Here is a 25,570-nt window from a genome sequence, read left to right on the forward strand (position 1 = left end):
GAAGCTCCTAATTCTGTTTAATTCACTTATGTTATAAAACGCATTTTACGCCACTGAATTAGAAGATAAAGCGCAATTCTGTGAATACTTCTTTTCTCATTGGTAAATAATAAGAGGAAAAGATTCACTTTTACACATAAAATAGTAAAAAAAGTGCAATATTTTCCACCGCACTTTTCTTTTAGCGAAATCGGCTATTTTTCTGCAATTCCTGCAACAATATGGCAAATGCTACCTTTGCTACCATAATGGCAAGGCATTAAATAGAAATCCTTGCCACCCTTTTCATAGCTTTTACCTAAGATCAAACTATTACAATTTTTAGCCAGAATAAAATACTGCTCGGCGTTAATTTCTAACTTGTGATACATATCTTTATTGAAAGGGCGTAAATAGCCCACAAGGCAGGCAAGAATCACAAAGTAAAAATAAATCACCACTGCGGTCGGCACGATATTGAGTTGTTTTTTCGCAAGAGATTGCCATAGCATACAAATATTATAACGCGTGAAAAAACGGCATAATAGAAGGCTGATTACAAGCAATCCAGCGACATAAATTAATAAGCTATAAAGCGTAAACACTTTGATCAGCACCGTAATTTCCAAAAATAATGGAAAGGTTAAAATAAAGCAGGTTAATAAGGTGCGAACAAAATTAAAAGGGGATGAAGAGAGCTTATCTTTCAATAAAATCAATAGTCTAATACCTAAAATATAGGTAAGAAGCATAAAAGCAGACACGCCGAGAACGTGAAATAAGCTGCGTGCAATATCTGCTCTGCCCACTTCAACGATATCCCAAGGATAACCATAATACCAAGCTAACCCCCAGTTATAACAATAAGCCACAGACCAGCCTACTAATACTAGAAAGCCGAATAAAATAGAAGAATTGAGTAATTTAGTAAAAGAAATACGTTCGTTCATAACCTCTCTCAAATAGGAATGATTATCAAGCGTTAAAATTTTAAGCTATTTTTTTCATCTTTTAAATTAATTTCACTTTGCTTTGCGAATGGTTGGATCTCTATAAAAAACAAGGCAATTTTTTATTTGTTAAAATAGCGTTAAATCATTGTAAAACAAGCGTATTTTGAGTATTTGATCTAGATCAGCGTTTCCGTCTTTAATGCAAAATTGTTTAAGCACTTATCCCTCCAAGTAGGTATAATTTTTCACAGAAAAAAATTATCAATTTATAAACTTTAGGAGAAATCATTATGAGTAACGTGGTTGAAAACACAAGTAGCCCAGCTCAAGCAGAAGTGAACGCCTTGGTGGAAAAAGGCTTAGTTGCCTTAGAAGAATTCCTCCAGCTCAACCAAGAACAGGTTGATTACATTGTGGCGAAAGCCTCGGTAGCGGCGCTCGATCAGCACGGTGTGCTTGCTATGCACGCTTATGAAGAAACAGGGCGTGGTGTGTTTGAAGACAAAGCAACGAAAAATTTATTTGCCTGTGAGTATGTGGTAAATAATATGCGAAATCTGAAAACCGTTGGGGTGATTAGTGAAGATGATGTAACGGGCATCACTGAAATTGCTGATCCCGTTGGCGTGATATGTGGGATAACACCAACCACAAATCCGACTTCCACCACCATTTTTAAAGCCCTCATTGCCCTTAAAACACGTAACCCAATTATTTTTGCTTTCCACCCTTCTGCACAGCAATCTTCTGCTCACGCTGCGCGTATTGTTTATGATGCGGCAGTGGCGGCTGGTGCGCCTAAAAATTGTGTGCAATGGATAGAAACGCCCTCAATGGAAGGCACATCAGCACTAATGAAACATCCCGGTATTGCCACTATTTTAGCAACAGGTGGGAATGCGATGGTTGAAGCCGCTTATTCTTGTGGTAAACCAGCCCTTGGTGTGGGGGCGGGGAATGTGCCAGCTTATGTAGAAAAAAGTGCTGACCTGCAACAAGCCGTACACGATATTGTGATGTCCAAAGCCTTTGATAATGGAATGATCTGTGCCTCTGAACAAGCGGCGATTGTTGATGCTGAAATCTATGATGACTTCATCAAAGAAATGAAATCTTACGGCGTTTACCTTGTCAATAAAAAAGAAAAAGCAATGTTGGAAGAATTTATGTTCGGCGCAAAAGCCAACAGTGCAAACTGTGCAGGGGCAAAATTAAACGCCAATGTGGTGGGCAAACCCGCCTATTGGATCGCTCAACAAGCAGGTTTTGAAGTGCCAGAAAAAACCAATATTCTTTTAGCTGAATGTAAAGAAGTTGGACCAAAAGAACCGCTCACGCGTGAAAAACTTTCTCCTGTACTTGCTTTACTTAAGTCTCATTCTCGTGAAGAAGGGGTGAAATTAGCTGAGCAAATGGTGGAATTTAACGGATTAGGGCATTCCGCTGCCATTCACACAAAAGATACTGAGCTTGCCAAAGAATTTGGTGAACGCGTAAAAGCCATTCGTGTAATTTGGAACTCACCTTCTACCTTTGGGGGGATTGGTGATGTGTATAACTCCTTCTTGCCATCGTTAACCTTAGGTTGTGGTTCTTACGGTAAAAATTCCGTAGGTAACAACGTAAGTGCGGTGAATTTATTAAATATTAAACGAGTGGGCAGACGGAGAAATAATATGCAATGGTTTAAAGTACCTTCAAAAATCTATTTTGAACGGGATTCAATCCAATATCTACAATCAATGAAAGGTATGGAACGTGTGGTAATCATCACCGACCGCACAATGGTAGATTTAGGCTTTGTAGAAAAAATTGCGAAACAAATCACTGCACGTGGCAACCACGTTACCTATCAATTATTCGCGGACGTTGAGCCAGATCCAAGTATTGAAACTGTACGTCGTGGGGTTGAATTAATTCGTAGTTACAAACCAGACACCATTATTGCCTTAGGTGGTGGCTCATCAATGGATGCAGCAAAAGTAATGTGGTTATTCTATGAACAACCTGAAGTAGATTTCCGTGATCTCGTCCAAAAATTTATGGATATTCGTAAACGCGCCTTTAAATTCCCACAATTAGGACGCAAAGCACGCTTTATCGGTATCCCAACCACTTCAGGAACAGGTTCTGAAGTTACGCCATTTGCCGTGATCACCGAAGGTGATAAAAAATACCCAATCGCCGACTATTCACTTACCCCAACAGTCGCTATTGTCGATCCGGCGCTGGTAATGACCGTACCCGCTCACGTTGCCGCAGATACAGGGTTAGATGTGCTAACTCACGCAACGGAAGCCTATGTTTCGGTACTAGCCAACGATTTTACAGACGGCTTAGCGTTGCAAGCGATTAAATTAGTGTTTGAAAATCTTGAACGTTCCGTAAAAGAAAAAGATCCAGAAGCCAGAGAGAAAATGCACAACGCCTCAACAATGGCTGGAATGGCATTCGCCAATGCGTTCTTAGGAATGAACCACTCTCTCGCCCATAAAATTGGTGGCCGTTTCCATACGCCTCACGGACGCACCAACGCCATTTTAATGCCGCACGTTATCCGTTATAACGGTACACGTCCGCAAAAAGTGGCAACTTGGCCGAAATATAATCATTATAAAGCCGATGTGAAATACCAAGAAATCGCACGTATGCTAGGCTTACCTTGTGCCACGCCAGAAGAAGGCGTGAAATCTTTCGCGCAAGCTTGTTATGATTTAGCTGCCAGCGTGGGCATTCAAATGTCTTTCAAAGAACAGGGTATTGATGAACAAACTTGGCTCGATGCACGTCGTGATGTGGCATTGCTTGCCTTTGAAGATCAATGCTCGCCAGCTAACCCACGCTTGCCATTAGTGGAAGATATGGAAGTAATTTTAACCAATGCCTACTACGGTTACGATCCAAGTCAATATTAATCGACTATAACGCTGATTGACGTAAATCTGTATTAATCAGCAAAATCAATGAAAAAACCACCGCACTTTAAAAGAGCGGTGGTTTTTTGTTAGTTTTTTATTAGAAAATTAGCTGTTACAGCTTTCACAAGCAGCAGTAAACATCCAAACTAATTTTTCTTGCTCTTTAATGTAATCACTCATTTGTGAAGCTGTACCTTCATCATCAGCATCAGCGGCTAACGCCAAGATTTCACGTTGTTGTTTGAGTAATGTTTTAAAGCCAGATAACGTACCGCTTAAGCATTCTTGCGCCACACTTACACCAGTATGTTCTTTAATTAACGATTTTGTTAAATATTCGCTGAAAGCATTGCTTGGGGTGTAGCCTAAAGTAAGGATACGCTCTGCAATTTCATCTACTTTTACCACTAAATCATCATAAATTTCTTCAAATTTTGCGTGTAATTCAAAGAAATTAACCCCTTTGATATTCCAGTGGTAACCGCGCACGTTCATATAAAAGACTTGGTAAGTAGCAAGTAAGTTATTAAGTTCTTGCGCTAATTTTTCTGAAGTGGCTTTGTCTAAACCGATATTTGTTGCCATAGTATGTTCTCCTCTGTTTGATTTCCTATGATGATAACGATAAATACCTTACAAATAAAATGGATATAAATGATAGATTTAATAGCCTAAAACTATTTAATAACAATCTATTGATAGCCTCAAGTTTTCAACCAATTTTCAATTAACCTTTTTCCTTGCGCTGAAATATAAGATTCGGGGTGGAATTGTACGCCAAAAATTGGTAAATGGCGATGTTGCATTGCCATTATGATCCCTTCTTCGCAAGTGGCGGTAATGTCTAATTCAGGTGGAAAATTCTGCTTCGATACCGCCCACGAATGATAAAGCCCAATTTGAAATTGGCTCGGCAATCCTAAAAACAAGCCAGAATTTGACCGCACTTTGATCTGCTTTGCCTGCCCGTGTCGCACCTGCGCTAAATTATATAACGTTGCCCCAAAAAATTCACATAAGGTTTGATGTCCAAGGCAAACGCCTAGAATAGATTTACTGTGCTGATAGCGTTCCAACATTGCAAACAGTTGTGGATAAGCACGAGGAACATCAGGACCCGGAGAAATTAAAATGTGGCTGAAATTTTCTACTTCATCAAGGCTTAAATGCTCTACATTTTGCACGGAAAATGGCACATCAAACTGACGAATTAAATCCACCAAATTGTAGGTAAAAGAGTCTTGATTATTGATAATTAATAAATTTGTGTTCATCTTATGGATTCACTACAATGATGACATTCTGCTATCTTACTTGATTTATTGTTCCTATGCCATTTGATTACTTTGTGCAACGTGCTAACCACTTAGGCGCTCAACATATTCCTTTTTTCTTTTTGATCGATTTTGAACAGCAACACCCCATTATTTGCCCCCTTGCAGAATGTGCCGAGCAAGGTATTTGGTTTGAGTTTCCAAGCCAAAATAATTTGCCAATGGCAGCCCAATCAAGCCCAGATAAACCTTTTAGATTAAAAAAATTTCCTATTGATTTTGCCACTTATCAGCAAGGTTTTGAAATGGTTCAACAGGCATTGCAACAAGGAAATTCCTATTTACTCAATCTCACTTATGCCACGCCGATTGCAATAAATTATAATCTCAACACGTTGTTTTCTGCCACGCAGGCGAAATATAAACTCTTGTTTAAAAAAGAGTTTGTTTGTTTTTCGCCTGAGCCTTTTGTGAAAATTTCGCATAACCAAATTTTCACTTATCCAATGAAAGGCACGATAAATGCGGATTTGCCCGATGCAGAGAAACAATTAATCAACTCTGAAAAGGAGCAGCGAGAACATTACACCATTGTGGATTTAATGCGTAATGACCTTGCTATGGTAGGGCAAAATGTGCAAGTAACGCGTTTTCGATATTTAGAAAAGATTATTACCGAAGGTGGGGCAATTTGGCAGACAAGTTCAGAGATTCGTGCAGATCTTAACACAAACTGGCAGGCGCACATTGGTACAATACTCAGCCAGCTTTTACCCGCAGGCTCGATCAGTGGCGCGCCAAAAGAAAAAACCGTTGCCACCATTCAACAGGCAGAATTAGGGCAACGGGGTTATTACACGGGCGTGTTTGGCATTTTTAATGGCGAAAGTCTTGAAAGTGCGGTTGCAATTCGTTTTATTTCACAGCAAAACGGACAATACTCTTTCCATAGTGGTGGAGGGATTACGATTCAAAGCAACGCAGAACAAGAATATCAAGAATTATTAGAGAAAATTTATGTGCCACTTAAAGCGCAAAAAGGAACGAACTAATGGATTTCCCCTTATTTGAAACCCTGTGCATTGAAAACGGGCAAGTGCAAAATTTGGCTTTACACCAACAGCGTTATACACAAAGTGTGAGCGAATTTTATTCCAACCAACCTTATACAATTTTTTCCCTCGAAAAAATTCTGCAAAAAAACACCGCACTTTGGAAAAACCTTCATAGTCCCATTGTCCGCTGTCGTATTGACTACAATGCCGAGCAGTATCGCCTTCAATGTTTCCCTTATCAGCGCAAAGGCTACCGTCATTTTCAACCCGTGATTTGTGATGAGATTGACTACCATTTGAAATATAGCGATCGTACTATTTTCAACGAATTGCTGAAACAAAAAGGCAATTGCGATGAAATTATTATTGTTAAACAAGGTAAAATTACTGATTGCACCATTGGCAATCTTATACTCCGCCAAGGTGCGCAATGGTTCACCCCTGATAGCCCTCTTTTAATCGGCACACAACGCACAAAATTGCTACAACAAAATAAAATCAAAGAGCGGTCAATTTTTCTCACTGATTTAGCGAAATATGAAGAAATTCGACTAATTAATGCGTTAAATCCGTTTGACGATCTCTGAATACGGTTTATTAAACCATAAATGGCAAAACAAAATGGGCGAACACGTAGGTTCGCCCCTACGTTGAATAAGTAAAGTGCGGTGCTTTTTTATGAGAAAGTTAAATAAATAGATTTCCCTTTCAGTTTTCCATAAGATTGCATAAAATAAAATCATCTTTTTCACTTAAAAGGAAAATAAAATGACAAAAATTATTCATACAGAAAATGCGCCTGCTGCGATTGGTCCTTATGTACAAGCGGTGGATTTAGGCAATTTAGTGTTAACTTCAGGGCAAATTCCAGTTAATCCTGTAACAGGTGAAGTGCCGGTGGATATTGTGGCGCAAGCACGTCAATCTTTAGAAAATGTTAAGGCCATTATTGAACAGGCAGGTTTAACTGTCGCAGATATTGTAAAAACAACGGTTTTCGTTAAAGATTTGAATGATTTTGCGGCAGTCAATGCGGAATATGAAGGTTTCTTTAAGGAAAATAATCATCCAAACTTCCCCGCTCGCTCTTGTGTGGAAGTGGCACGTTTGCCAAAGGATGTTGGCATAGAAATTGAAGCAATTGCCGTAAGGAAATAATCATCGCAAAAATAAGGGCGAATATCATCGCCCTTTTTACTGTTTTCTTATGTTTACATTAAAGCATAGTTAATTAAGCCAAAGGCAATAAACCACATAATGATCCCTGTAGAGAAATCTAATAAACGCCAAGTAATCGGTCTTTGGAAAAAAGGGATCAGTAATCTTGCACCATAACCTACACTGAAAAACCATAATCCAGACGCGGAAATGGTACCAAGCAGAAAAGCGGTTTTATCTTCCGTGGTTAATGTTCCTGCAATACCACCTACGATAACAATGGTATCCAAATAAACGTGAGGATTGAGAAAGGTAAGCGCTAAGGCGATCATCAGTGTTTTTTTCAATGATAAAGCCGCTCCTTGTTCTAATGCCAAGGCGGTATTGTTACGATAGGCGGAAAGAAAAGCACGCGCACCATAAACGAGTAAAAATAATCCCCCCACCAAAGCTAATGCCACACTGGCAATTTTTTCTTGGCTAATAAAATGCCCTAAGCCAAATACCCCGAGAGAGAAAAGTAAACAATCACAGAGAAAAAAGAGCGTGCATAGTACTAAAACGTGCTGTTTGAGCAATCCTTGTTTCAGTAAAAATGTGTTTTGTGCGCCAATGGTGGCGATAAGCCCAAAACACATTAAAAAGCCTTGCAGATAAAATTCCATTCCTTATTCTCCATTTATCTAAAACGGCGATTATAAAAGCCTTATGTGAAAATAATCAATCAGAAAGGGGAAATTTCCTTAAACTTTATGCGATTAAGTAGTACACTATCGACACTTATTTTCAGCCTATCTAGAGGGATAAAATGAAATCTTTTTTAATTGCACCTTCCATTTTATCTGCCGATCTCGCTCGCTTAGGTGAAGATGTCGAGAACGTACTAAAGTGCGGTGCAGATTTAATTCATTTTGATGTAATGGATAACCACTATGTGCCGAATTTAACCTTTGGCCCTGCAGTGTGTAAAGCCTTGCGAGATTATGGTATCAGTGCGCCCATTGATGTGCATTTAATGGTGAAACCGGTAGATCGTTTAATCCCTGATTTTGCTAAAGCTGGGGCAAATTACATCACCTTTCACCCTGAAGCCACAGAGCATATTGATCGATCGTTACAACTTATCCGTGATAATGGCTGTAAAGCAGGCTTGGTATTTAATCCCGCTACGCCATTAAGCTATTTAGACTATGTTATGGATAAAGTCGATATGATTTTACTGATGTCAGTCAATCCCGGTTTTGGCGGTCAGTCTTTTATTCCTTCTACCCTTGAAAAATTAAAACAAGCACGCCAACGCATTGATGAAAGCGGTTTCGATATTCGTTTGGAAGTCGATGGCGGTGTGAAAGTGAATAACATTGCAGAAATTGCACGCGCAGGCGCAGATACCTTTGTGGCAGGATCAGCTATTTTCGATCAACCCGATTATCAAAAAATCATTGACCAAATGCGTCAAGAATTAAGTAAGGTAAGCAAATAATGACATCACAATTTAAACTTATTGGTTTCGATTTAGACGGCACGTTAGTGAACAGCCTGCCCGATTTAGCCCTTTCAGTCAATTCAGCTTTAAACGAAGTGAATTTACCCTCAGCGCCGGAAGAATTGGTACTCACTTGGATCGGCAATGGTGCTGGCGTATTAATTGCACGAGCGTTAGAATGGGCGGCAGCACAAACAGGCAAAACATTAAGTGCGGTAGAAATTGAGCAAGTAAAAACTCGCTTTAATGTTTATTATGGTGAAAACCTGTGTAATCTCAGCCGCTTATACCCAAATGTGAAAGAAACACTCACCGCATTAAAAGAGCGTGGCTTTATTTTAGCTGTGGTAACAAATAAACCAACCCAGCACGTTCTTCCTGTACTAAAAGCCTTTGGTATTGATCATTTATTTAGCGAAACCTTGGGCGGACAATCTTTACCACAAATAAAACCGCACCCTGCTCCCCTTTATTATTTATGCGGTAAATTTGGCTTATACCCAAAACAAATATTATTTGTAGGGGATTCAAAAAATGACATTATCGCTGCCACTTCTGCAGGTTGCCCAGTGGTAGGATTAACTTACGGCTACAATTATAATATTCCTATTGCAGAAGCCCACCCTGATTGGGTGTTTGACGACTTCGCACAAATTCTGCAAATTGTTTAATGTGATTCAAAAAGGATATAACAATGACCAAACCTATCGTATTTAGTGGCGTTCAGCCCTCTGGTGAATTAACTATCGGTAACTACCTAGGCGCATTACGCCAATGGGTAAAAATGCAAGAAGATTATGAATGCTTATTTTGTATCGTGGATCAACACGCAATCACCGTGCGTCAAGATCCACAAAAATTACATTCAGCAACCCTTGATGTGCTGGCATTATATTTAGCCTGTGGTATTGATCCTGAAAAAAGCACCATTTTTATTCAATCGCACGTTCCAGAACACGCCCAACTTGCGTGGGTGCTAAATTGCTATACTTACTTTGGCGAAATGGGACGAATGACGCAGTTTAAAGATAAATCAGCACGCCACGCTGAAAATGTCAACGTTGGCTTATTTACCTATCCAGTTTTAATGGCAGCAGATATTTTACTTTACCAAACTAACCAAGTACCAGTAGGGGAAGATCAAAAGCAACATTTAGAAATCACCCGTGATATTGCCCAACGTTTCAACGCACTTTATGGTGAACATTTTGCTATTCCAGAAGTATTTATTCCAAAAGCGGGCGCACGCGTGATGTCGCTACTTGAGCCTGAGAAAAAAATGTCTAAATCAGACGAAAATCGCAATAACGTGATTGGACTGTTAGAAGATCCAAAATCAGTGGTGAAAAAAATCAAACGTGCGGTTACCGATTCTGATGAGCCACCTGTCATTCGCTATGACGTAAAAAATAAAGCCGGAGTATCTAACTTATTAGATATTTTGGCAGGTATTACAGGCAAAAGTATTGCTGAATTAGAAGCAGAGTTTGAAGGCAAAATGTATGGTCATTTAAAAACTGCCGTCGCTGATGAAGTATCTGCAATGCTCACACAATTACAAGAACGCTATCACCATTTCCGCAATGATGAAGCCTTATTACATAAAATCGCCGCAGAAGGGGCGGAAAAAGCGCAAGCCCGTGCGAAAGCCACATTAGACGCAGTCTATAAAGCCATCGGCTTCGTTGCGCGTTAATCCACTTTTAACATTAAATTAGGCGAAAAACTCGCCTAATTTTCACCGCACTTTCTTTTACAATGAACTATTATTGTGTAATGTCATCTAAATAAACACTTCATTTAATAAATATTCAAAGGAATTTTAATGAAACGACTCAAAGTGCTTTTGCTTAGCTTGTTTGCTTTACCTAATGCGTGGGCAAATTTAGATACCAATATCAAATACAGCTCAAATTATTTAATGCCTGCCTATGTGCATTTTAACGCCAACGGATCGCAATATCACGTTGATGCTAAGATCAATATTCCGCTGTATAACATTGAATTTAAATCCGTTGGGACGCAAAGTAAAACGGATTTCAAAATGACTAATTACCAAGATGTACGTAACGGTAAACCTTATGCAAAAACGATTATCAAAGGCAATGAAATTGCTTATGGTAAAGTAAAAAATGGTTTAAAAAGCGAGCCACTTGAAATGCCAACCTTTGATTTATTCACGGTAGCATTCCAGCTTAGCTATTACGACAAATTACCGAAAAATTTCCAAATTACTAACGGCAAAAAATTATATCCGATGAAAAATGTCTTCGTAAAACAAAGCGAACGACAAATAAAAATGCAAAATCAATCACAAACAGAAATCACTTATCAATTCCGCACTGGCGAAAAATCTTTTGTGGTAAAAAAATATCGTGGTGAACAATTCCCTCGTTATATTTCTTATGATAAAGATGGCGACCATTATGAATTAACATTTAGTGAGTTTGTGAAATAAGGCTTATTTTATTTCATACTAAAAAGGCAGCGTTCAATTAAAGATTGATACACTGCCTTTTCTCTTATATGCGGTTTAAAAATTTAATAAAAAAACCACCGCACTTTTATTCTGAGCCAATTACCATTGATAGCTATACCCTAGATTGAGCTGTACATTCTCTCTATAGCGACTCCCCATTTCATTTTTCAATGAAACATCAAAAGAACCAAATACAGTTTTCAATGCAGCGCCTAATTCAAGTTGGGCGCGGTTACCAAATGATTGAATATTAGCTTTGGACTGACTGATCACAATATCATTTGAACCAAAATCATTTAGCCAATAAACACCCGCGTAAGGTTTTAGACTAACCGATGAAAGCGCAAAATTTCCCATAAATTGAGCGCCCAATTTGCTACGGTAAGTTGTGTTGCCATTGAATTTGGTTGCCGATATGCTCGCTTGTGGTACAACATTCCAATTAGTAAACATCGGTAATTTAATACCTGTACCAAGGCGTAAGCTATGAGCATTGAAGCTTTGTTTATCAACTTCATCACTACTTAAGCGTAAGCGGTTGTAGCTGTAATCAGTATCAAGGAATAAGCCATTTTGCCACTGCATTCCTCCATAAACACCTATATGATTACCTTTAATTTTCGCACTGCCATAATCTTTCTTGAAATCAATTTTTCCTTGACCAAGCCCCGTATAAAGCCCTGCATAGTAAGAAGTCTCTTGATTGACAAAATGCACATCATAACCTACGGTCAGCAAATGATTGCGCTGTTTAAAGCCTGATGTATTAGCTAAAAGTGTTTGATAAGAATCCACTTCACTCCAATTATTGCTATTTTGTACCCAGAACCCTGTTAGGCGCTCAGTGTTATGTAAGAAACTAACACGGTTGCTAACAATTTCCCCTTGAGTATATAAATAAGCTCTTGCCGCTTGTTGAATTGAAATCACATTATTGGCATATTGACTAAATGTTCTTTCGCCCTCATCGCTCGGTTGCGGTTGCGGTTCTTCAGTATTGGTTGATTTGCCTTTATGCGCCAATACCCAATTATTATTATCTTTCGCTAATTCATAGCGATAAATTCCAGCATCAACATAAGGTTTATCTTTTAAACTGAATTCCCCATCACCTGAATTGGTTTTAACCAGAATAACTTTGCCATTTTCTTTTTTGGGTTCATTGCGAGAATTTCGCACTTGTAAACGATGATTACCTGTTACACTGCCTTTCACAATAATTTGATCAGCGTTTTCAGAAGCTAAATCTGAATTTAAAATAAATTCACCGTTGCCAGATAAATCTTTATTAATTGTTAAAGTATGGAATGCGGAATCAGGCTCAAACTCAACTGTCGAATTATTCACACTGAGATTATCTAGCGTGCTATCACCTTTAAATTTCCACTGGCTATTACCATTTAAAGTTAAATCCACCGTACCGTGTTCGTAATTAGGGTTAATATAACTCACACCTTGCAATTTCGCGCCTTGATCGGCTTGGATTTTTAAAGCTAAATTGTTGGTAATTTCAGGCGCATCAGGTTCTTCTTCTCTAGTCATATCAATAATATGCTGATCATTAATATTAATTAATTGCTCTGTTTTAACTTCACCGCCATTAATTTGAAGATCAATGACATCTTTTCTTGCATTCTCAGTAATATAATGAAAGAAAGTACCAGCTGAAATAGTATTATCTTTAAAGGTTATTTTAGAAACTAATTGCTTAGCTTCATCTCCTCTTGTTGGACCTTCTAACTTAAGAACGTTGCTTTTATTATTTAAAGATATTTGGCTATTAGTTAAATTTAAAGTAATTTGGTTTTCAACTTCTTTTGCAAGATCAAACGCAAACTGTCCATCTTGATTTCCTGTTATTGATAACTTATTTCCTTCAAAATTTATTCCCCCGAAGTTTGATATGGCATTTGTTTGCGCTGCATTCATCAGAATAGCCAAATTATCTATTTTTAGCGTAGAATTATTCGCACTAATCCCTTCACTACCATAACTATTTAATAGAATTTTTCCTCCATTAACAATGAGCTTTTCAGCCTCCTGCAAATGAATTGCCGTACCACCATATGCCTCAGGCGTATCATTAAGTTGTTCAATACTTGAACCTATTGTCAATGTCACTCCCTGTTCAATGACACCGCGATCTCCCTTGTATAAGGATAAAATAACACCGGACTCGTTAGCATAACGCTCTAAAATCGCAGAAACACCGTCTTTAAGGGTAATCTGATTATGTAATGCGTTAGGCTCAATAGAAAATAATACACCTGCAAATTCTTTTCCATTTTCCCTTATTCGATTGGTAGTTACGCCTCTGTTTTTATAGTTTCCTCCAAAAACAGTAAGATTAACCGCTTCCTGTGTATCTGTTGGGAAATTGCCTGATGATAATAATTTACGCTCTACACTTATCTCAAATGAAGGCTCGTAAATAAAATATTGGTTACTTCCTATATTCGTATCAATATTACACCCATATTGATTAGAACAAGTTAAATCGATCGCATTCGCTTGAGAGTAACAGGCAACTAATATCGCTCCTAAAGTGAGTTTTGGTGAAAATCTTTGCATTGGATTATCCTTAGCTTATGATGAAAAAATAATCGTGTTTAGATAAATATCTCTTCGTATCGTACCACAAAAAATATAGCTCTAGAAAATAACAATCTATAAAAATCCCATATAAAAAGTGCGGTGAAAAACCACCGCACTTTTTCCAAGAAGAAATGTTAATGTTAATCTTCCTCTTTCTCCCATTCTAAGGCACGTTTGACCGCTTTTTTCCAGCCTTTATAACGTTTTGCTCGTTTAGCTTCATCGTCATCAGGCAGGAAAGTGCGTTCCACATCGGCTTTATCGCGTAGCTCGTCTAAATCTTTCCAAAATCCTGTAGCAAGTCCGGCAAGATATGCTGCACCTAATGCAGTAACCTCTTTCACGACAGGACGTTCAACAGGGGTGTTAAGAATATCGGCTTGGAATTGCATAAGGAAATTATTGGCTGTGGCACCGCCATCCACTCGCAAGGATTTCAGTTTTTCCCCTGAATCAAATTGCATTGCTTCCAATACATCACGAGTTTGATAAGCGATAGACTCAAGTGTTGCACGAACAATGTGATTGCGATTTGCGCCACGAGATAAGCCCAAAATTGCGCCACGAGCATAAGGATCCCAGTAAGGTGCGCCCAAGCCTGTAAAGGCAGGAACCACATAGACACCGTTACAATCTGGCACTTTCTGTGCGAAATATTCGGTGTCGAAGCTATCGTGAACAATTTTAAGTTCATCACGCAACCATTGAATTGATGCGCCTCCCATAAAAATTGAGCCTTCTAAGGCATATTCTGGCTCACCTTTGGCATTACAAGCAATGGTGGTGAGTAAGCCATTTTGTGATTGAACGGCTTTATCTCCCGTGTGCATTAACATAAAGCAGCCAGTACCATAGGTATTTTTGGCTTGCCCTGCGTGAACACAAAGATGTCCATAAAGCGCAGCTTGCTGGTCGCCTGCAATACCCGCCACGGGAATACGCACGCCACCTTTTCCGCCGATATTGGTTTGCCCGTAGATTTCTGAAGAATTACGCACTTCGGGGAGCATTGATTTTGGAATATCCAAAATGTCGAGCATTTTGTCATCCCATTGCTTGGTATGAATGTTAAACAGCATTGTGCGAGAAGCATTGGTGTAATCCGTAACGTGAACACGTCCTTGAGTGAGTTTCCACACAAGCCAAGTATCTACCGTACCAAAAAGTAATTCGCCACGTTCAGCTTTTTCTCTTGCACCTTCGACATTATCCAAAATCCACTTAACTTTTGTTCCTGAGAAATAAGGATCGACAACAAGCCCCGTGGTTTTGCGGATATAATCTTCATAGCCTTCTTGTTTTAATTTATCCGTAATCTCAGCGGTACGCCGGCATTGCCATACAATCGCATTGTAAACGGGTTTTCCCGTCTCTTTTTCCCATACAATGGTTGTTTCACGTTGGTTTGTAATCCCTATTGCAGCAATGCTATCAGAAGAAATCCCGGCTTTGGCAACGACTTCATTTAACGTTGAACTTTGTGTTGCCCAAATTTCCATTGGATTATGTTCTACCCAGCCTGCTTGAGGATAAATTTGGGTAAATTCACGTTGAGCAATTTCAACCACATTAGCATTATGATCGAGCAATACCGCTCTGGAACTTGTTGTACCTTGATCTAAAGCGATGATGTATTTTTTTTCTGCCATAATTCAGTCCTCTTTTATTTATGAGATGAGTAAAATGTCGCACCAATCTTACTATCCGAAACCTTTTTTGAGCTAAAACGAAAGAATTACTAAAAATAAAAAATAATCGAAAACGCTCAAATTTAAAATAATCAATATGTAAAAATTTGATCTGTTTCACAAAATATTTTTTCCTCTACTTCTTATGAGTTATTTTTATATTTCAATATTAATCAATAAATTAAAAATGTGATCAAGCTAACAAATTAGATAAAAAGTCGCTAAATCCTTATAAAAAGTATTGCTTTAAACACATTTCTATTAATAATGAAATACGCACCAATAATATTCAAAAATGCCTTTTTGGTTCTAAACGAAAGAAAATCACAGAGCAAACGAAAAGATGAAAAGGAGTGCATTATGAATGCTTATCTGGCGGAATTTATTGGTACCGCATTACTGATTTTAATGGGTAATGGCGTGGTTGCTAATGTATGCTTAAATAAAACCAAAGGACAAAGTTCAGGATGGATTGTCATTACCACAGCTTGGGCCTTTGCTGTTTATGTGGCAGTCGTTGTAACAGGGCCTTACAGTGGTGCGCATCTTAACCCTGCCGTAACCCTTGGCTTGGCAGTTATTGGGAGTTTCGATCCATCAATGATTTTCGGCTATATTGTGGCACAAATCGCAGGAGGAATGTTCGGCGCATTACTCGTTTATACGTTCTATAAAGATCATTTCACCGCAACCGAAGATCAAGGTGCAAAACGTGCGTGTTTCTGCACAGAACCGGCTATACGCAACTATGCTAGTAATTTTATCAGTGAAGTAATTGGCACCTTTGTTTTATTATTTGTGATTTTCTATCTCTCCGGTGCAAGCCTTGATTTTCCAGAAGGCACCACAACGCCTATCGGATTAGGCTCTCTCGGCGCATTACCCGTCGCTATTTTAGTATGGGCAATTGGTTTAAGTTTAGGTGGTACAACAGGTTATGCGATCAACCCTGCACGTGATCTCGGGCCTCGCTTAACCCTTGGATTATTAGGTAAAACCTTAAACACATCAGCAGATTGGCAATATAGCTGGGTACCTGTATTAGGTCCAATTACAGGAGCAGTGTTAGCTGGGGTAGTTTACAACGTATTAATGTAAGATTTTAAAAAGCGTTCAAATTGCTGATATTTGAACGCTTTTTTGTAGCTCGCCCTATTCTGATTTTTCAATATCAATCACTTCCACCCACGCGCCATTTTTCACCTGCCAACGAATATTAAAATCATACAATCGCATTCCATAAATTCGCTCAGAGGTACTCGCTTGGTGATAAGCAGGACGGGGATCTTGTTGTAGCACTTCGCTAATGAAACGCTGAAAATTTGGGTATTTTGCACCGCACTTGATTAATTGCGTTTGCGCTTTGGGTGAGAAGAAAACCTGTAATTTTGCTTCTGGGGGGTGTTGGGCAAAGCTTGATTTTGCATTCGTTTCACTGTCGGCATAGGCAAGATAAGGTTTAATGTCAAAAATTGGTGTGCCATCAACTAAATCAACCGCGCCTAGATGAAGTAATACTTGCCCCTTATTTATTTCTATCCCCATTAATTCAACTTTAGATAAACCAAGTGGATTTGGGCGATGTGTCGCGCGTGAAGCAAATACGCCTATGCGTTGATTACCGCCAAGGCGTGGTGGACGGACAGTAGGCTGCCATTTGCCTACGGGGACTTTATCAAACTGGAAAATAAGCCATAAATGAGAAAAGTGTTCCAAACCACGTACTGCCTCAGGTTGGTTATAAGGCGGTAGTAAGCGGATTGTGCCAACACCATCTTGCACTAAATTAGGTTGGCGTGGCACGGAAAATTTCTCTTTATAAGGGCTATGAATGATTCCGATAGGGGAAAGGGTTAAATTAAGTTGCGACATATTTTCCTTAAACAGTTAAAATGGCGAAGATAAATGAGTACAATAGCCAATTCTTTGGAATATTTTACGCCAAAATTAGAATTTAGAAAGATAGTGAAAAATATGGATAAACAAGTCATTAAAATGTGGGTGGAAACGGCAAGACCGAAAACCCTACCTTTAGCTGCCGCTTCAATTGTTATGGGGGCGGCGCTTGCCTACTGGGATCATAAATTTAGCTGGCAAATCAGTCTATTATGTTTGATTACCACCTTGTTGTTACAAATTCTTTCTAACTTTGCCAATGATTATGGTGATCACCAAAAAGGCAGTGATACCGCAGAGCGTATCGGACCATTGCGTGGTATTCAACACGGCGTGATTAGTGCAAAGCAACTGAAAAAAGGGTTAATTGCTCTCATTTTAGCCAGTTTATTTTTCGGCTTTCTGTTAATTGCCATAGCTTATCAAAGTTATGCTGATCTCTTGGCCTTTTCCCTTTTAGGTGGTCTTGCCATTATTGCTGCGATTACTTATACCGTAGGTGCAAAGCCTTATGGTTATATGGGATTAGGCGATATTTCCGTGTTATTATTTTTTGGGATTTTGGGGGTATGTGGAACCTATTATTTGCAAACTCACCAACTAAATTTGATGATTTTTTTACCCGCACTTGCAACTGGATTATTTGCCACCGCAGTTTTGAATATCAATAACTTACGAGATATAGAACAAGACAAAAAGGCGGGTAAAAATACCTTAGCCGTGCGATTAGGTGCAAAAAAAGGGCGGATTTATCATTGCCTTTTATTAACCACAGGTGCCATCTGTTATCTGCTTTTTGCCTTAGCCAATTTCCACCAATTAGTGAGTTTTATTTTCCTTATTGCCTATCCATTACTAATAAAACACGCTGCCTTCGTTTATCACAGTAAAGACCCATTATTATTGCGCCCAATGCTTGGGCAAATGTCAATGCTTGCCCTTTTAACTAACTTACTTTTTAGTTTCGGCTTGCTAGTGGGCTAGCAATAGGCATATACTAGAACAATCATTTTCAGCGTATAACAGGTGAACTTATGTGTATTGATACTTCTACTCTCTGCGATATTTATTTAGATCAAGTTGATGTTGTAGAACCGATTTTTTCTAACTTCGGTGGCTTAACTTCCTTTTACGGCAAAATTACCACCGTAAAATGCTTTGAAAGCAATGGCTTAATTGGCGAAATTTTGGAAGAAAACGGTGAAGGTCGCGTGTTATTAGTGGACGGCGGCGGTGCAGTGCGTCAAGCCTTGATTGATGCTGAACTCGCTCAACTTGCTGTAGATAATGGCTGGGAAGGGATTATCGTTTACGGTGCGGTTCGTCAAATTCAACAGTTAGAAAATTTAGATATCGGTATTCAAGCCCTTGCCCCAATTCCTGTGGGAGCAAGTGATGATACGCAAGGCGAGGTTGATGTTCCTGTGAATTTTGGTGGGGTTACATTTTACCCTGAAGATTATGTGTATGCAGATTTAACGGGCATTATCCTTTCGCAAGAACCTTTAGCGTTAGATGATTCCGAAGAAGAATAATTCGATTAAGATAATGGCAAGTTTTTCTTGCCATTATTTTTCTACTCTAGCTTTTTTCATCTTTTTGCTTGATTGCGACTTTTTACTGTTTATTCAGCTATTTTTCTGACCTGCTTCACAAAACCACAATTTTTTTATTGCTTTTTATTAACAACTTGATAACGTTAGCTTGTCTTTATGGCTAACCCCAAAAAGTTAGCGCCAATAACGAACATAAAGAGGAATAACTATGAATACAACATCAACCCAAACTACATCACATCGTAATAGCATTATTCTGATTGCCGATATGGTGCTTTTCTTTGTTTTATTAAATTTTCTTCCTTTTGATCCCAAAGCAAATAAAGGCTTGGCAATGTTAGCGTTTATTGCGGTATTATGGCTAACCGAAGCCTTACACGTAACAATTACTGCGCTTTTAGTTCCCTTACTTGCTATTATGCTAGATTTGGTCACCACCAAACAGGCTTTAGTTGCTTTTGCCGATCCAAATATTTTCCTCTTTTTTGGTGGATTTGCATTAGCCACCGCACTTCATCAGCAAAATATTGATCGAATGATCGCCAATAAAATTATGGCATTGGCTGGTGGTCGCTTATTAGTTGCAGTGCTTTATCTCTTTACTATTACCGCATTTTTATCAATGTGGATGAGTAATACCGCAACAGCCGCAATGATGCTACCTCTCGCAATGGGGATTTTAAGCCAAATGGATAAAGAACGTGAGCATAACACCTATGTATTCGTATTATTAGGTATTGCGTATAGTGCCAGTATCGGTGGTATGGGAACACTCGTAGGTAGCCCGCCAAATAACATTGTCGCAACGCAACTAAAACTGACCTTCTCAGATTGGTTGAGTTACGGTATTCCTGTGATGCTCCTATTAATGCCAATTATGATTGGTACGTTATATATGGTATTCCGCCCAAAACTCAATCTACATTTCAAACAAGATTTTGAAAAAATTGAATTTAATTCTAAACGCATTATTACGCTAGTGATTTTCATCTTAATTGCGCTATGTTGGGTATTTAGTAGCAAAATTAATCCTATACTTTCATCATTACTTGGTTTAGAGAAAAAAATTGTGAGTTTTGACAGCGTCATTGCTCTGCTTGCTGCGGTAATTATTTGTGCCACAGGTGTCGCCTCTTGGAAACAGTTACAAAATAACACCGATTGGGGCGTGTTAATGCTGTTCGGGGGTGGTTTAACCCTCAGTTCCGTGTTGCGCGATTCAGGTGCAAGCCGTATTTTAGCTGATGGCATTGTTTTCTTAATCGAGGGAGGGCATTTCTATCTTATCGGCTTGTTGGTCGCTGCGTTTATCATCTTCTTAACAGAATTTACCTCAAATACGGCAAGTGCGGCCCTATTAGTGCCAATTTTTATCTCTATCGCACAATCATTAGGTATGCCAGAATTAGGCTTAGCCCTTATTATTGGTTTAGGCGCATCTTGTGCCTTTATGCTACCAGTTGCCACACCACCAAATGCCATTGTGTTTGGTACAGGCGAAGTGAAACAACGAGAAATGATCCGAGCGGGTATCTTGCTCAATCTTATTAGCGTATTTGTTATTGGCACATTAGCCTATTTGTTATGGTTCTAAAATGATGCTATTTAAGATAAACGCCAGCTTTTAGCTTTGTTTTCTTCACAAAAGCATTTTCTAATAAAAATAGCGGAGAAATCCGCTATTTTTTGTTATCCTAAGGGACATTCATCTTATTTTTCGGACAAGGTTATGACTTCCCAAAACAATACCCACAAAAAATTGCCAGAAAATGCACCGCACTTTGCACAAGCTGACACGCAACAAATTCAGACTGATAACGAACAAGAAACCACCCATTTTGGTTTCCAAACTGTGGCAAAAGCAGAAAAACAAAAGCTGGTAGCCAACGTGTTCCACTCAGTGGCTGGCAAATATGATTTAATGAATGACTTGCTTTCTTTTGGTATTCATCGTGTTTGGAAACGCTTTACGATTGATTGCAGTGGCGTGCGAAAAGGGCAAAAAGTGCTAGATTTAGCAGGGGGAACAGGGGATTTCAGCGCGAAATTTTCTCGCCTTGTCGGTGAAAGTGGACAAGTCATTTTGGCAGATATTAATTCTTCAATGCTCAATGTAGGACGAGAAAAATTGCGTAATCTTGGCGTAGTGGGCAACATCAATTATGTACAAGCTAATGCAGAAACCTTGCCCTTTGCCGATAACACCTTTGATTGCGTAATTATTAGTTTTGGCTTACGTAATGTCACAGATAAGGACAAAGCATTACGTTCAATGTTCCGCGTATTAAAACCCAGTGGGCGCTTGTTAGTGTTGGAATTTTCTAAACCGATTTTAGATCCACTAAGCAAAATCTATAATTTTTATTCTTTCAATATTTTACCGAAAATCGGTGAAGTGGTGGTAAATGATGGCGATAGTTACCGTTATTTAGCTGAATCAATCCGAATGCACCCCAAACAAGAGGATCTTAAAACGATGATGGAACAGGCCGGCTTTGAGCAAGTGAATTACTACAACCTCAGCGCAGGCATTGTTGCCCTGCATCGAGGCTATAAATTTTAAGCGAGTCAAAAAATGAACTTCTTGCAACAATTAATGCTGCCTCAGTGGCTCAATGGTGCGTTAGAATCCTTACTAAATTATTTACTCAAACGCACGGCACATAGCGAAATTTATTTGCGTAAACTTAACGGTAAAGTCCTTAAAATCAATTTGCAACAAATTGATTTTCCGATTTATTTTGTTTTTTCACCACAACGGATTGATCTCCTCAACCAATATGAAGATGAAGTTGATTGTACAGTCAGTTTGAAAGCCCAAATGCTAATGAAAATGCCAAACAAACAGCAATTATCTTCTTATCTCAATGATCAATCCATTTTATTGCAAGGTGATTTACAAGTATTGCAGGATTTTACCGCGCTCTTAGAATTTTTAGAAAAAGATCCAGCTGAATTACTTTCGCCTTTTGTGGGTGATGTGGTGGCACAAAGTGCGGTGAATTTTTTACGCAATTTTGGGCAAATGGCAACAACAAAATTACGGCAAAGCCAGCAATATTGGGGTGAACGTCTAACCGAAGAATGGGAAGTTATCTCTCCCAGTTTGGCCATTGATGATTTTAATCAGCAAGTAAAAATGCTAGAAAAACGCACCGCACTTTTAGAACAGAAACTCATACAACTTGAAACAATATTAAATTAATCTAATGACTTTTAACGATTTCAAACGCTTATACAAAATTATCCGTACATTTTTAATTTATGGGATAGATGACGCCCTGCCTCATAATGCCTACACTCGTCCCTTGCGTTGTTGGCGTAAAACCTTATTTTGGTTACGTAATCAGCATAAAGAGATGGCATTCGGCTTGCGTTTACGTCTTGCTTTACAAGAACTTGGGCCTGTGTGGATCAAACTTGGGCAAATGCTTTCAACCAGACGAGATTTATTCCCCCCTGATATTGCTGATGAATTAGCCTTATTGCAAGATCAAGTTGAACCTTTTGACGGGAAATTAGCGCGAGAACAAATTGAACAAGCCTTTGGGGATAAACTAGAAACGTGGTTTGAAGATTTTGACGAAACCGCCCTTGCTTCGGCTTCTATCGCTCAAGTTCATACCGCAAGATTTAATGCCACTCAGCCTCTTGCGGGCAAAGAAGTGGTACTCAAAGTGCTACGCCCCAATATCCAGCCACAAATTGAGGCTGATTTAAGCTGGATGTACAAATTAGCCAGCTGGATCCCCCGTTTATCCAGTGAAGGGTATCGTTTACGTGCGGTGGAAGTAATTCGTGAATATGAAAAAACCTTACGCAATGAATTAGATTTGCGTATTGAAATGGCTAATGCAATCAAACTGAAAGCCAATTTTACAGATAGCCCAATGCTCTATATTCCAGAAATGTATCAACAATTTTGCTGCCGCAATGTCATCACAATGGAGCGAATTTACGGTATTCCTGTTTCTGATGTAGAGACACTAAAAGCCAATGGCACAAATATGAAATTACTCGCAGAACGTGGCGTACAAGTATTCTTTACCCAAGTATTCCGTGATAGTTTTTTCCACGCCGATATGCACCCGGGAAATATTTTTGTTAATCCACAGCATCCTGAAAATCCGCAATATATTGGCATTGATTGCGGTATTGTTGGACGCTTAAACGATAATGATAAACGCTATTTGGCAGAAAGTTTTGTTGCCTTTTTTAATCGTGATTATCGTCGCGTTGCGCAAATGCACGTTGATGCAGGTTGGACGCCACAGGATACGAATATTGATGCGTTTGAACAAGCGTTCCAAGAAGTGTGTGAACCGATTTTTGCTAAACCGCTATCGGAAATTTCCTTTGCTCAAGTTTTGCTCAATTTATTTAATGTCGCACGCGAATTTAATATGCAAGTGCAACCTCAACTCGTCTTATTACAAAAAACCTTACTGTATATTGAAGGCTTAGGACGACAGCTTTATCCACAACTTGATTTATGGGATACGGCAAAACCGTTTCTACAAAACTGGCTAGATGAACAAATGGGAATGAAGGCAATGGTGAAAAACCTAAAAACGACACTGCCTTATATTGTTGAGCATTTACCACAGTTTCCCGCCACCTTAATGGATGCACTAAAACAACAAAACCACATTCATCAACAACTGAATGCCATTAATAAAAAATTAGCGCAACAACAACGTTGGCAGAAAAAAGCATTAGCGGTGATAATCGGGACAGTCCTTTTCTTCGGAACATTATGGCAATTTTCTGCCTTACCTTTATGGGCAAATATTGCGTTATTGACGGGTGGCGGGCTATTTTGGCTCATTGCCTTGATAATGCCATAACCTCAATTAGCACGCAAAATTGGGTGATAAATCAATAAAATGTGAAATAATGTAAATTGTCTATTGTTCAAGATGAATAAAAAAGTTATATTTTCACACAATTTTATTAAATTAGTTATAGGAGTAAAAAATGGGTTTAGGTGGCGTAAGCATTTGGCAATTACTCATTGTTTTGTTAATTGTATTAGTTTTCTTCGGTACAAAAAAATTACGTAACGTGGGTTCAGATTTAGGCACGGCAGTGAAAGGCTTTAAAAATGCAATGAAAGACGATGAAACACCCGCAGAGCCGAAAAAAATTGCCGATGACGCACAACAAGCAAAAACAGAAACTGTAAAAGACAAAGAACAGGCATAATCCGTGTTTGATATTGGTTTTTCTGAATTACTGTTAATTTCCATTGTGGGCTTAGTGGTACTAGGCCCTAAACGTCTCCCTATTGCCATTCGTACAGTTATGGGCTGGGTAAGTACGATCCGTGGACTTGCCGCAAATGTACAAAATGAGTTAAGCCAAGAGCTGAAATTACAAGAGTTGCAAGAAAGTATCAAAAAAGCTGAACATCTCAATTTAAAACAACTTTCTCCTGAATTAAGCCAAACTGTGGAAGATCTCAAAGCCTCAGCGGAAAAAATTAAAGCAAATTTAGAGGAAAAAGCGGCAAGCACACAAACAACTTTTGAACAACAAGTTCAAGAGCTAAAAAGTGCGGTGCAAAATTCTGATGAAAAACACGCAACTGATACCTTATCTAATGAAAGTGAACTTTCTCCTGCTGATATTGCAGAATTAGCCGAACAAGATGAATCTCAGCTTGAACTGACCAGTGCCTATTATCCTGAAGATGATAGCTTGGCAGAAGTCAGCCCTTCACCTGAATCTAAATCAGAAAAAGCATAAAGGCGTTCTATGAGTATTGAAGAAACCCAACCTCTGATCAGTCATTTATTGGAACTTCGCGATCGCTTATTACGTTGCGTTCTTGTTGTCGCAGTAATTTTCTTAGGCTTAGTCTATTTTGCCAATGATATTTACAATTTTGTTGCCTCCCCCTTATTAAGCGTGATGCCATCAGGGGCAAGTATGATAGCAACCAATATTGCAACGCCTTTTTTTACCCCACTAAAATTAACGGGTGTTGTGGCATTATTTATTGCTGTTCCCTTTTTGCTATATCAGATTTGGGCATTTATTGCCCCCGCACTTTATCAACACGAAAAACGCCTTATTTATCCACTCTTATTTTCAAGTACCGTGCTGTTTTATTTAGGCGTAGCCTTCGCTTATTATGTGGTGTTTCCCTTAGTGTTTGGCTTTCTCACCAAAACCGCCCCAGAAGGCGTTGCCATTGCCACAGACATTAGTAGCTATTTAGATTTCGTACTGACACTTTTTTTAGCTTTTGGGGTTTGTTTTGAAGTACCTGTTGCGATTATTTTACTCTGCTGGTCTGGTGTAACAACAATTGAAAACCTAAAGAAAAAACGTCCTTATATTATTGTCGCCGCATTTATTATTGGTATGCTACTGACTCCCCCTGATATTTTTTCACAAACCTTACTTGCGATTCCAATGTGCTTATTATTTGAAGTAGGATTACTTTTTGCACGTTTTTATCGTCCAAAAGAAAATGCTGACAATCCAAATGAAGAAAACGAACAAGAAATAATTAAATAACATAGGGG

Annotated in this window: 25 protein-coding genes; 18 read left to right on the top strand and 7 right to left on the bottom strand. The window is 38.9% G+C overall.

Going from position 1 to position 25,570, the window contains the following annotated elements; all coding sequences use genetic code 11:
• Positions 1–194: 194 nt before the first annotated feature.
• Positions 195–929 (bottom strand): hypothetical protein, encoded by a 735-nt coding sequence (locus L4F93_RS01795; RefSeq protein WP_250350847.1) that lies wholly within the window; start codon positions 927–929, stop codon positions 195–197.
• Positions 930–1,222: 293 nt separating this feature from the next.
• On the opposite strand from L4F93_RS01795, the gene adhE reads away from it, so the two are divergent.
• A complete protein-coding gene (gene adhE / locus L4F93_RS01800; RefSeq protein ID WP_250350848.1) occupies positions 1,223–3,847 on the top strand; it encodes a bifunctional acetaldehyde-CoA/alcohol dehydrogenase in 2,625 nt (874 codons plus the stop codon).
• Between the two features lie 108 nt (positions 3,848–3,955).
• On the opposite strand, the gene L4F93_RS01805 is transcribed toward adhE, so the two are convergent.
• Together L4F93_RS01805 and L4F93_RS01810 are read right to left on the bottom strand one after the other, a co-directional pair.
• A complete protein-coding gene (locus tag L4F93_RS01805) occupies positions 3,956–4,435 on the bottom strand; it encodes a Dps family protein (RefSeq protein WP_250350849.1) in 480 nt (159 codons plus the stop codon).
• A 119-nt stretch (positions 4,436–4,554) separates the two neighbouring features.
• On the bottom strand, positions 4,555–5,124 hold the full coding sequence (locus tag L4F93_RS01810; RefSeq protein ID WP_250350850.1) for an anthranilate synthase component II: 570 nt from the start codon (positions 5,122–5,124) through the stop codon (positions 4,555–4,557).
• 56 nt (positions 5,125–5,180) lie between these two features.
• Here L4F93_RS01810 and L4F93_RS01815 point away from each other — a divergent pair, with 56 nt between their 5' ends.
• From L4F93_RS01815 to L4F93_RS01825, 3 genes are all read left to right on the top strand, one after another.
• Positions 5,181–6,176: an aminodeoxychorismate synthase component I gene (locus L4F93_RS01815; protein WP_250350851.1), complete on the top strand. Its 996-nt coding sequence runs from the start codon at positions 5,181–5,183 to the stop codon at positions 6,174–6,176.
• Entirely contained in the window at positions 6,176–6,766 is a 591-nt protein-coding gene (locus tag L4F93_RS01820) for an aminotransferase class IV family protein (protein WP_250350852.1), read from the top strand. Before L4F93_RS01815 ends, L4F93_RS01820 begins: the two co-directional genes overlap by 1 nt.
• A 181-nt stretch (positions 6,767–6,947) precedes the next feature.
• Complete coding sequence (locus L4F93_RS01825) at positions 6,948–7,337, top strand: RidA family protein (RefSeq protein ID WP_250350853.1); 390 nt, start codon at positions 6,948–6,950, stop codon at positions 7,335–7,337.
• A 53-nt stretch (positions 7,338–7,390) separates the two neighbouring features.
• On the opposite strand, the gene L4F93_RS01830 is transcribed toward L4F93_RS01825, so the two are convergent.
• Positions 7,391–8,002 (bottom strand): LysE/ArgO family amino acid transporter, encoded by a 612-nt coding sequence (locus L4F93_RS01830; RefSeq protein ID WP_250350854.1) that lies wholly within the window; start codon positions 8,000–8,002, stop codon positions 7,391–7,393.
• 143 nt (positions 8,003–8,145) lie between these two features.
• Here L4F93_RS01830 and rpe point away from each other — a divergent pair, with 143 nt between their 5' ends.
• From rpe to L4F93_RS01850, 4 genes are all read left to right on the top strand, one after another.
• The gene (gene rpe / locus L4F93_RS01835; RefSeq protein WP_250350855.1) at positions 8,146–8,820 is read left to right on the top strand and encodes a ribulose-phosphate 3-epimerase; all 675 of its coding nucleotides are present in this window, start codon (positions 8,146–8,148) and stop codon (positions 8,818–8,820) included.
• Positions 8,820–9,494, top strand: coding sequence for a phosphoglycolate phosphatase (locus L4F93_RS01840; protein ID WP_250350856.1), 675 nt, complete (start codon positions 8,820–8,822; stop codon positions 9,492–9,494). Before rpe ends, L4F93_RS01840 begins: the two co-directional genes overlap by 1 nt.
• A gap of 23 nt (positions 9,495–9,517) precedes the next feature.
• Entirely contained in the window at positions 9,518–10,519 is a 1,002-nt protein-coding gene (trpS, locus tag L4F93_RS01845) for a tryptophan--tRNA ligase (RefSeq protein WP_250350857.1), read from the top strand.
• A gap of 129 nt (positions 10,520–10,648) precedes the next feature.
• Positions 10,649–11,281 carry a hypothetical protein gene (locus L4F93_RS01850; RefSeq protein ID WP_250350858.1) on the top strand — a complete coding sequence of 211 codons (633 nt, stop codon included), beginning with the start codon at positions 10,649–10,651 and terminating at the stop codon, positions 11,279–11,281.
• A 120-nt stretch (positions 11,282–11,401) separates the two neighbouring features.
• Here L4F93_RS01850 and L4F93_RS01855 read toward each other — a convergent pair whose 3' ends face one another.
• Positions 11,402–13,873 (bottom strand): autotransporter outer membrane beta-barrel domain-containing protein, encoded by a 2,472-nt coding sequence (locus L4F93_RS01855; protein WP_250350859.1) that lies wholly within the window; start codon positions 13,871–13,873, stop codon positions 11,402–11,404.
• A 164-nt stretch (positions 13,874–14,037) separates the two neighbouring features.
• Positions 14,038–15,546, bottom strand: a complete 1,509-nt coding sequence (glpK, locus tag L4F93_RS01860; protein WP_250350860.1) for a glycerol kinase GlpK — start codon at positions 15,544–15,546, stop codon at positions 14,038–14,040.
• 399 nt (positions 15,547–15,945) lie between these two features.
• Between glpK and L4F93_RS01865 the strand changes: the two genes are divergently transcribed.
• Positions 15,946–16,683 (top strand): MIP/aquaporin family protein, encoded by a 738-nt coding sequence (locus L4F93_RS01865; protein WP_250350861.1) that lies wholly within the window; start codon positions 15,946–15,948, stop codon positions 16,681–16,683.
• Positions 16,684–16,737: 54 nt separating this feature from the next.
• Here the strand turns inward: L4F93_RS01865 and tsaA are convergent, their stop codons facing one another.
• Positions 16,738–17,457 carry a tRNA (N6-threonylcarbamoyladenosine(37)-N6)-methyltransferase TrmO gene (tsaA, locus tag L4F93_RS01870; protein ID WP_250350862.1) on the bottom strand — a complete coding sequence of 240 codons (720 nt, stop codon included), beginning with the start codon at positions 17,455–17,457 and terminating at the stop codon, positions 16,738–16,740.
• 102 nt (positions 17,458–17,559) lie between these two features.
• On the opposite strand from tsaA, the gene L4F93_RS01875 reads away from it, so the two are divergent.
• From L4F93_RS01875 to tatC, 9 genes are all read left to right on the top strand, one after another.
• On the top strand, positions 17,560–18,465 hold the full coding sequence (locus tag L4F93_RS01875; RefSeq protein ID WP_250351600.1) for a 1,4-dihydroxy-2-naphthoate polyprenyltransferase: 906 nt from the start codon (positions 17,560–17,562) through the stop codon (positions 18,463–18,465).
• Positions 18,466–18,515: 50 nt separating this feature from the next.
• On the top strand, positions 18,516–19,016 hold the full coding sequence (gene rraA / locus L4F93_RS01880) for a ribonuclease E activity regulator RraA (protein WP_250350863.1): 501 nt from the start codon (positions 18,516–18,518) through the stop codon (positions 19,014–19,016).
• A 229-nt stretch (positions 19,017–19,245) separates the two neighbouring features.
• Positions 19,246–20,631, top strand: coding sequence for a DASS family sodium-coupled anion symporter (locus L4F93_RS01885; protein ID WP_250350864.1), 1,386 nt, complete (start codon positions 19,246–19,248; stop codon positions 20,629–20,631).
• Positions 20,632–20,766: 135 nt separating this feature from the next.
• Entirely contained in the window at positions 20,767–21,600 is an 834-nt protein-coding gene (gene ubiE, locus L4F93_RS01890; protein ID WP_250350865.1) for a bifunctional demethylmenaquinone methyltransferase/2-methoxy-6-polyprenyl-1,4-benzoquinol methylase UbiE, read from the top strand.
• Positions 21,601–21,612: 12 nt separating this feature from the next.
• Positions 21,613–22,242 carry a ubiquinone biosynthesis accessory factor UbiJ gene (locus L4F93_RS01895; RefSeq protein ID WP_250350866.1) on the top strand — a complete coding sequence of 210 codons (630 nt, stop codon included), beginning with the start codon at positions 21,613–21,615 and terminating at the stop codon, positions 22,240–22,242.
• A 4-nt stretch (positions 22,243–22,246) separates the two neighbouring features.
• Positions 22,247–23,884: a ubiquinone biosynthesis regulatory protein kinase UbiB gene (ubiB, locus tag L4F93_RS01900; RefSeq protein WP_250350867.1), complete on the top strand. Its 1,638-nt coding sequence runs from the start codon at positions 22,247–22,249 to the stop codon at positions 23,882–23,884.
• Between the two features lie 130 nt (positions 23,885–24,014).
• Positions 24,015–24,242, top strand: coding sequence for a Sec-independent protein translocase subunit TatA (gene tatA, locus L4F93_RS01905; RefSeq protein ID WP_250350868.1), 228 nt, complete (start codon positions 24,015–24,017; stop codon positions 24,240–24,242).
• 3 nt (positions 24,243–24,245) lie between these two features.
• Positions 24,246–24,785: a Sec-independent protein translocase protein TatB gene (tatB, locus tag L4F93_RS01910; protein ID WP_250350869.1), complete on the top strand. Its 540-nt coding sequence runs from the start codon at positions 24,246–24,248 to the stop codon at positions 24,783–24,785.
• A gap of 9 nt (positions 24,786–24,794) precedes the next feature.
• On the top strand, positions 24,795–25,562 hold the full coding sequence (gene tatC / locus L4F93_RS01915) for a twin-arginine translocase subunit TatC (RefSeq protein ID WP_250350870.1): 768 nt from the start codon (positions 24,795–24,797) through the stop codon (positions 25,560–25,562).
• Positions 25,563–25,570: the final 8 nt, after the last annotated feature.

Origin of the sequence: Avibacterium sp. 20-132, assembly GCF_023611925.1 — a bacterium.
Taxonomy (GTDB): Bacteria; Pseudomonadota; Gammaproteobacteria; order Enterobacterales; family Pasteurellaceae; genus Avibacterium.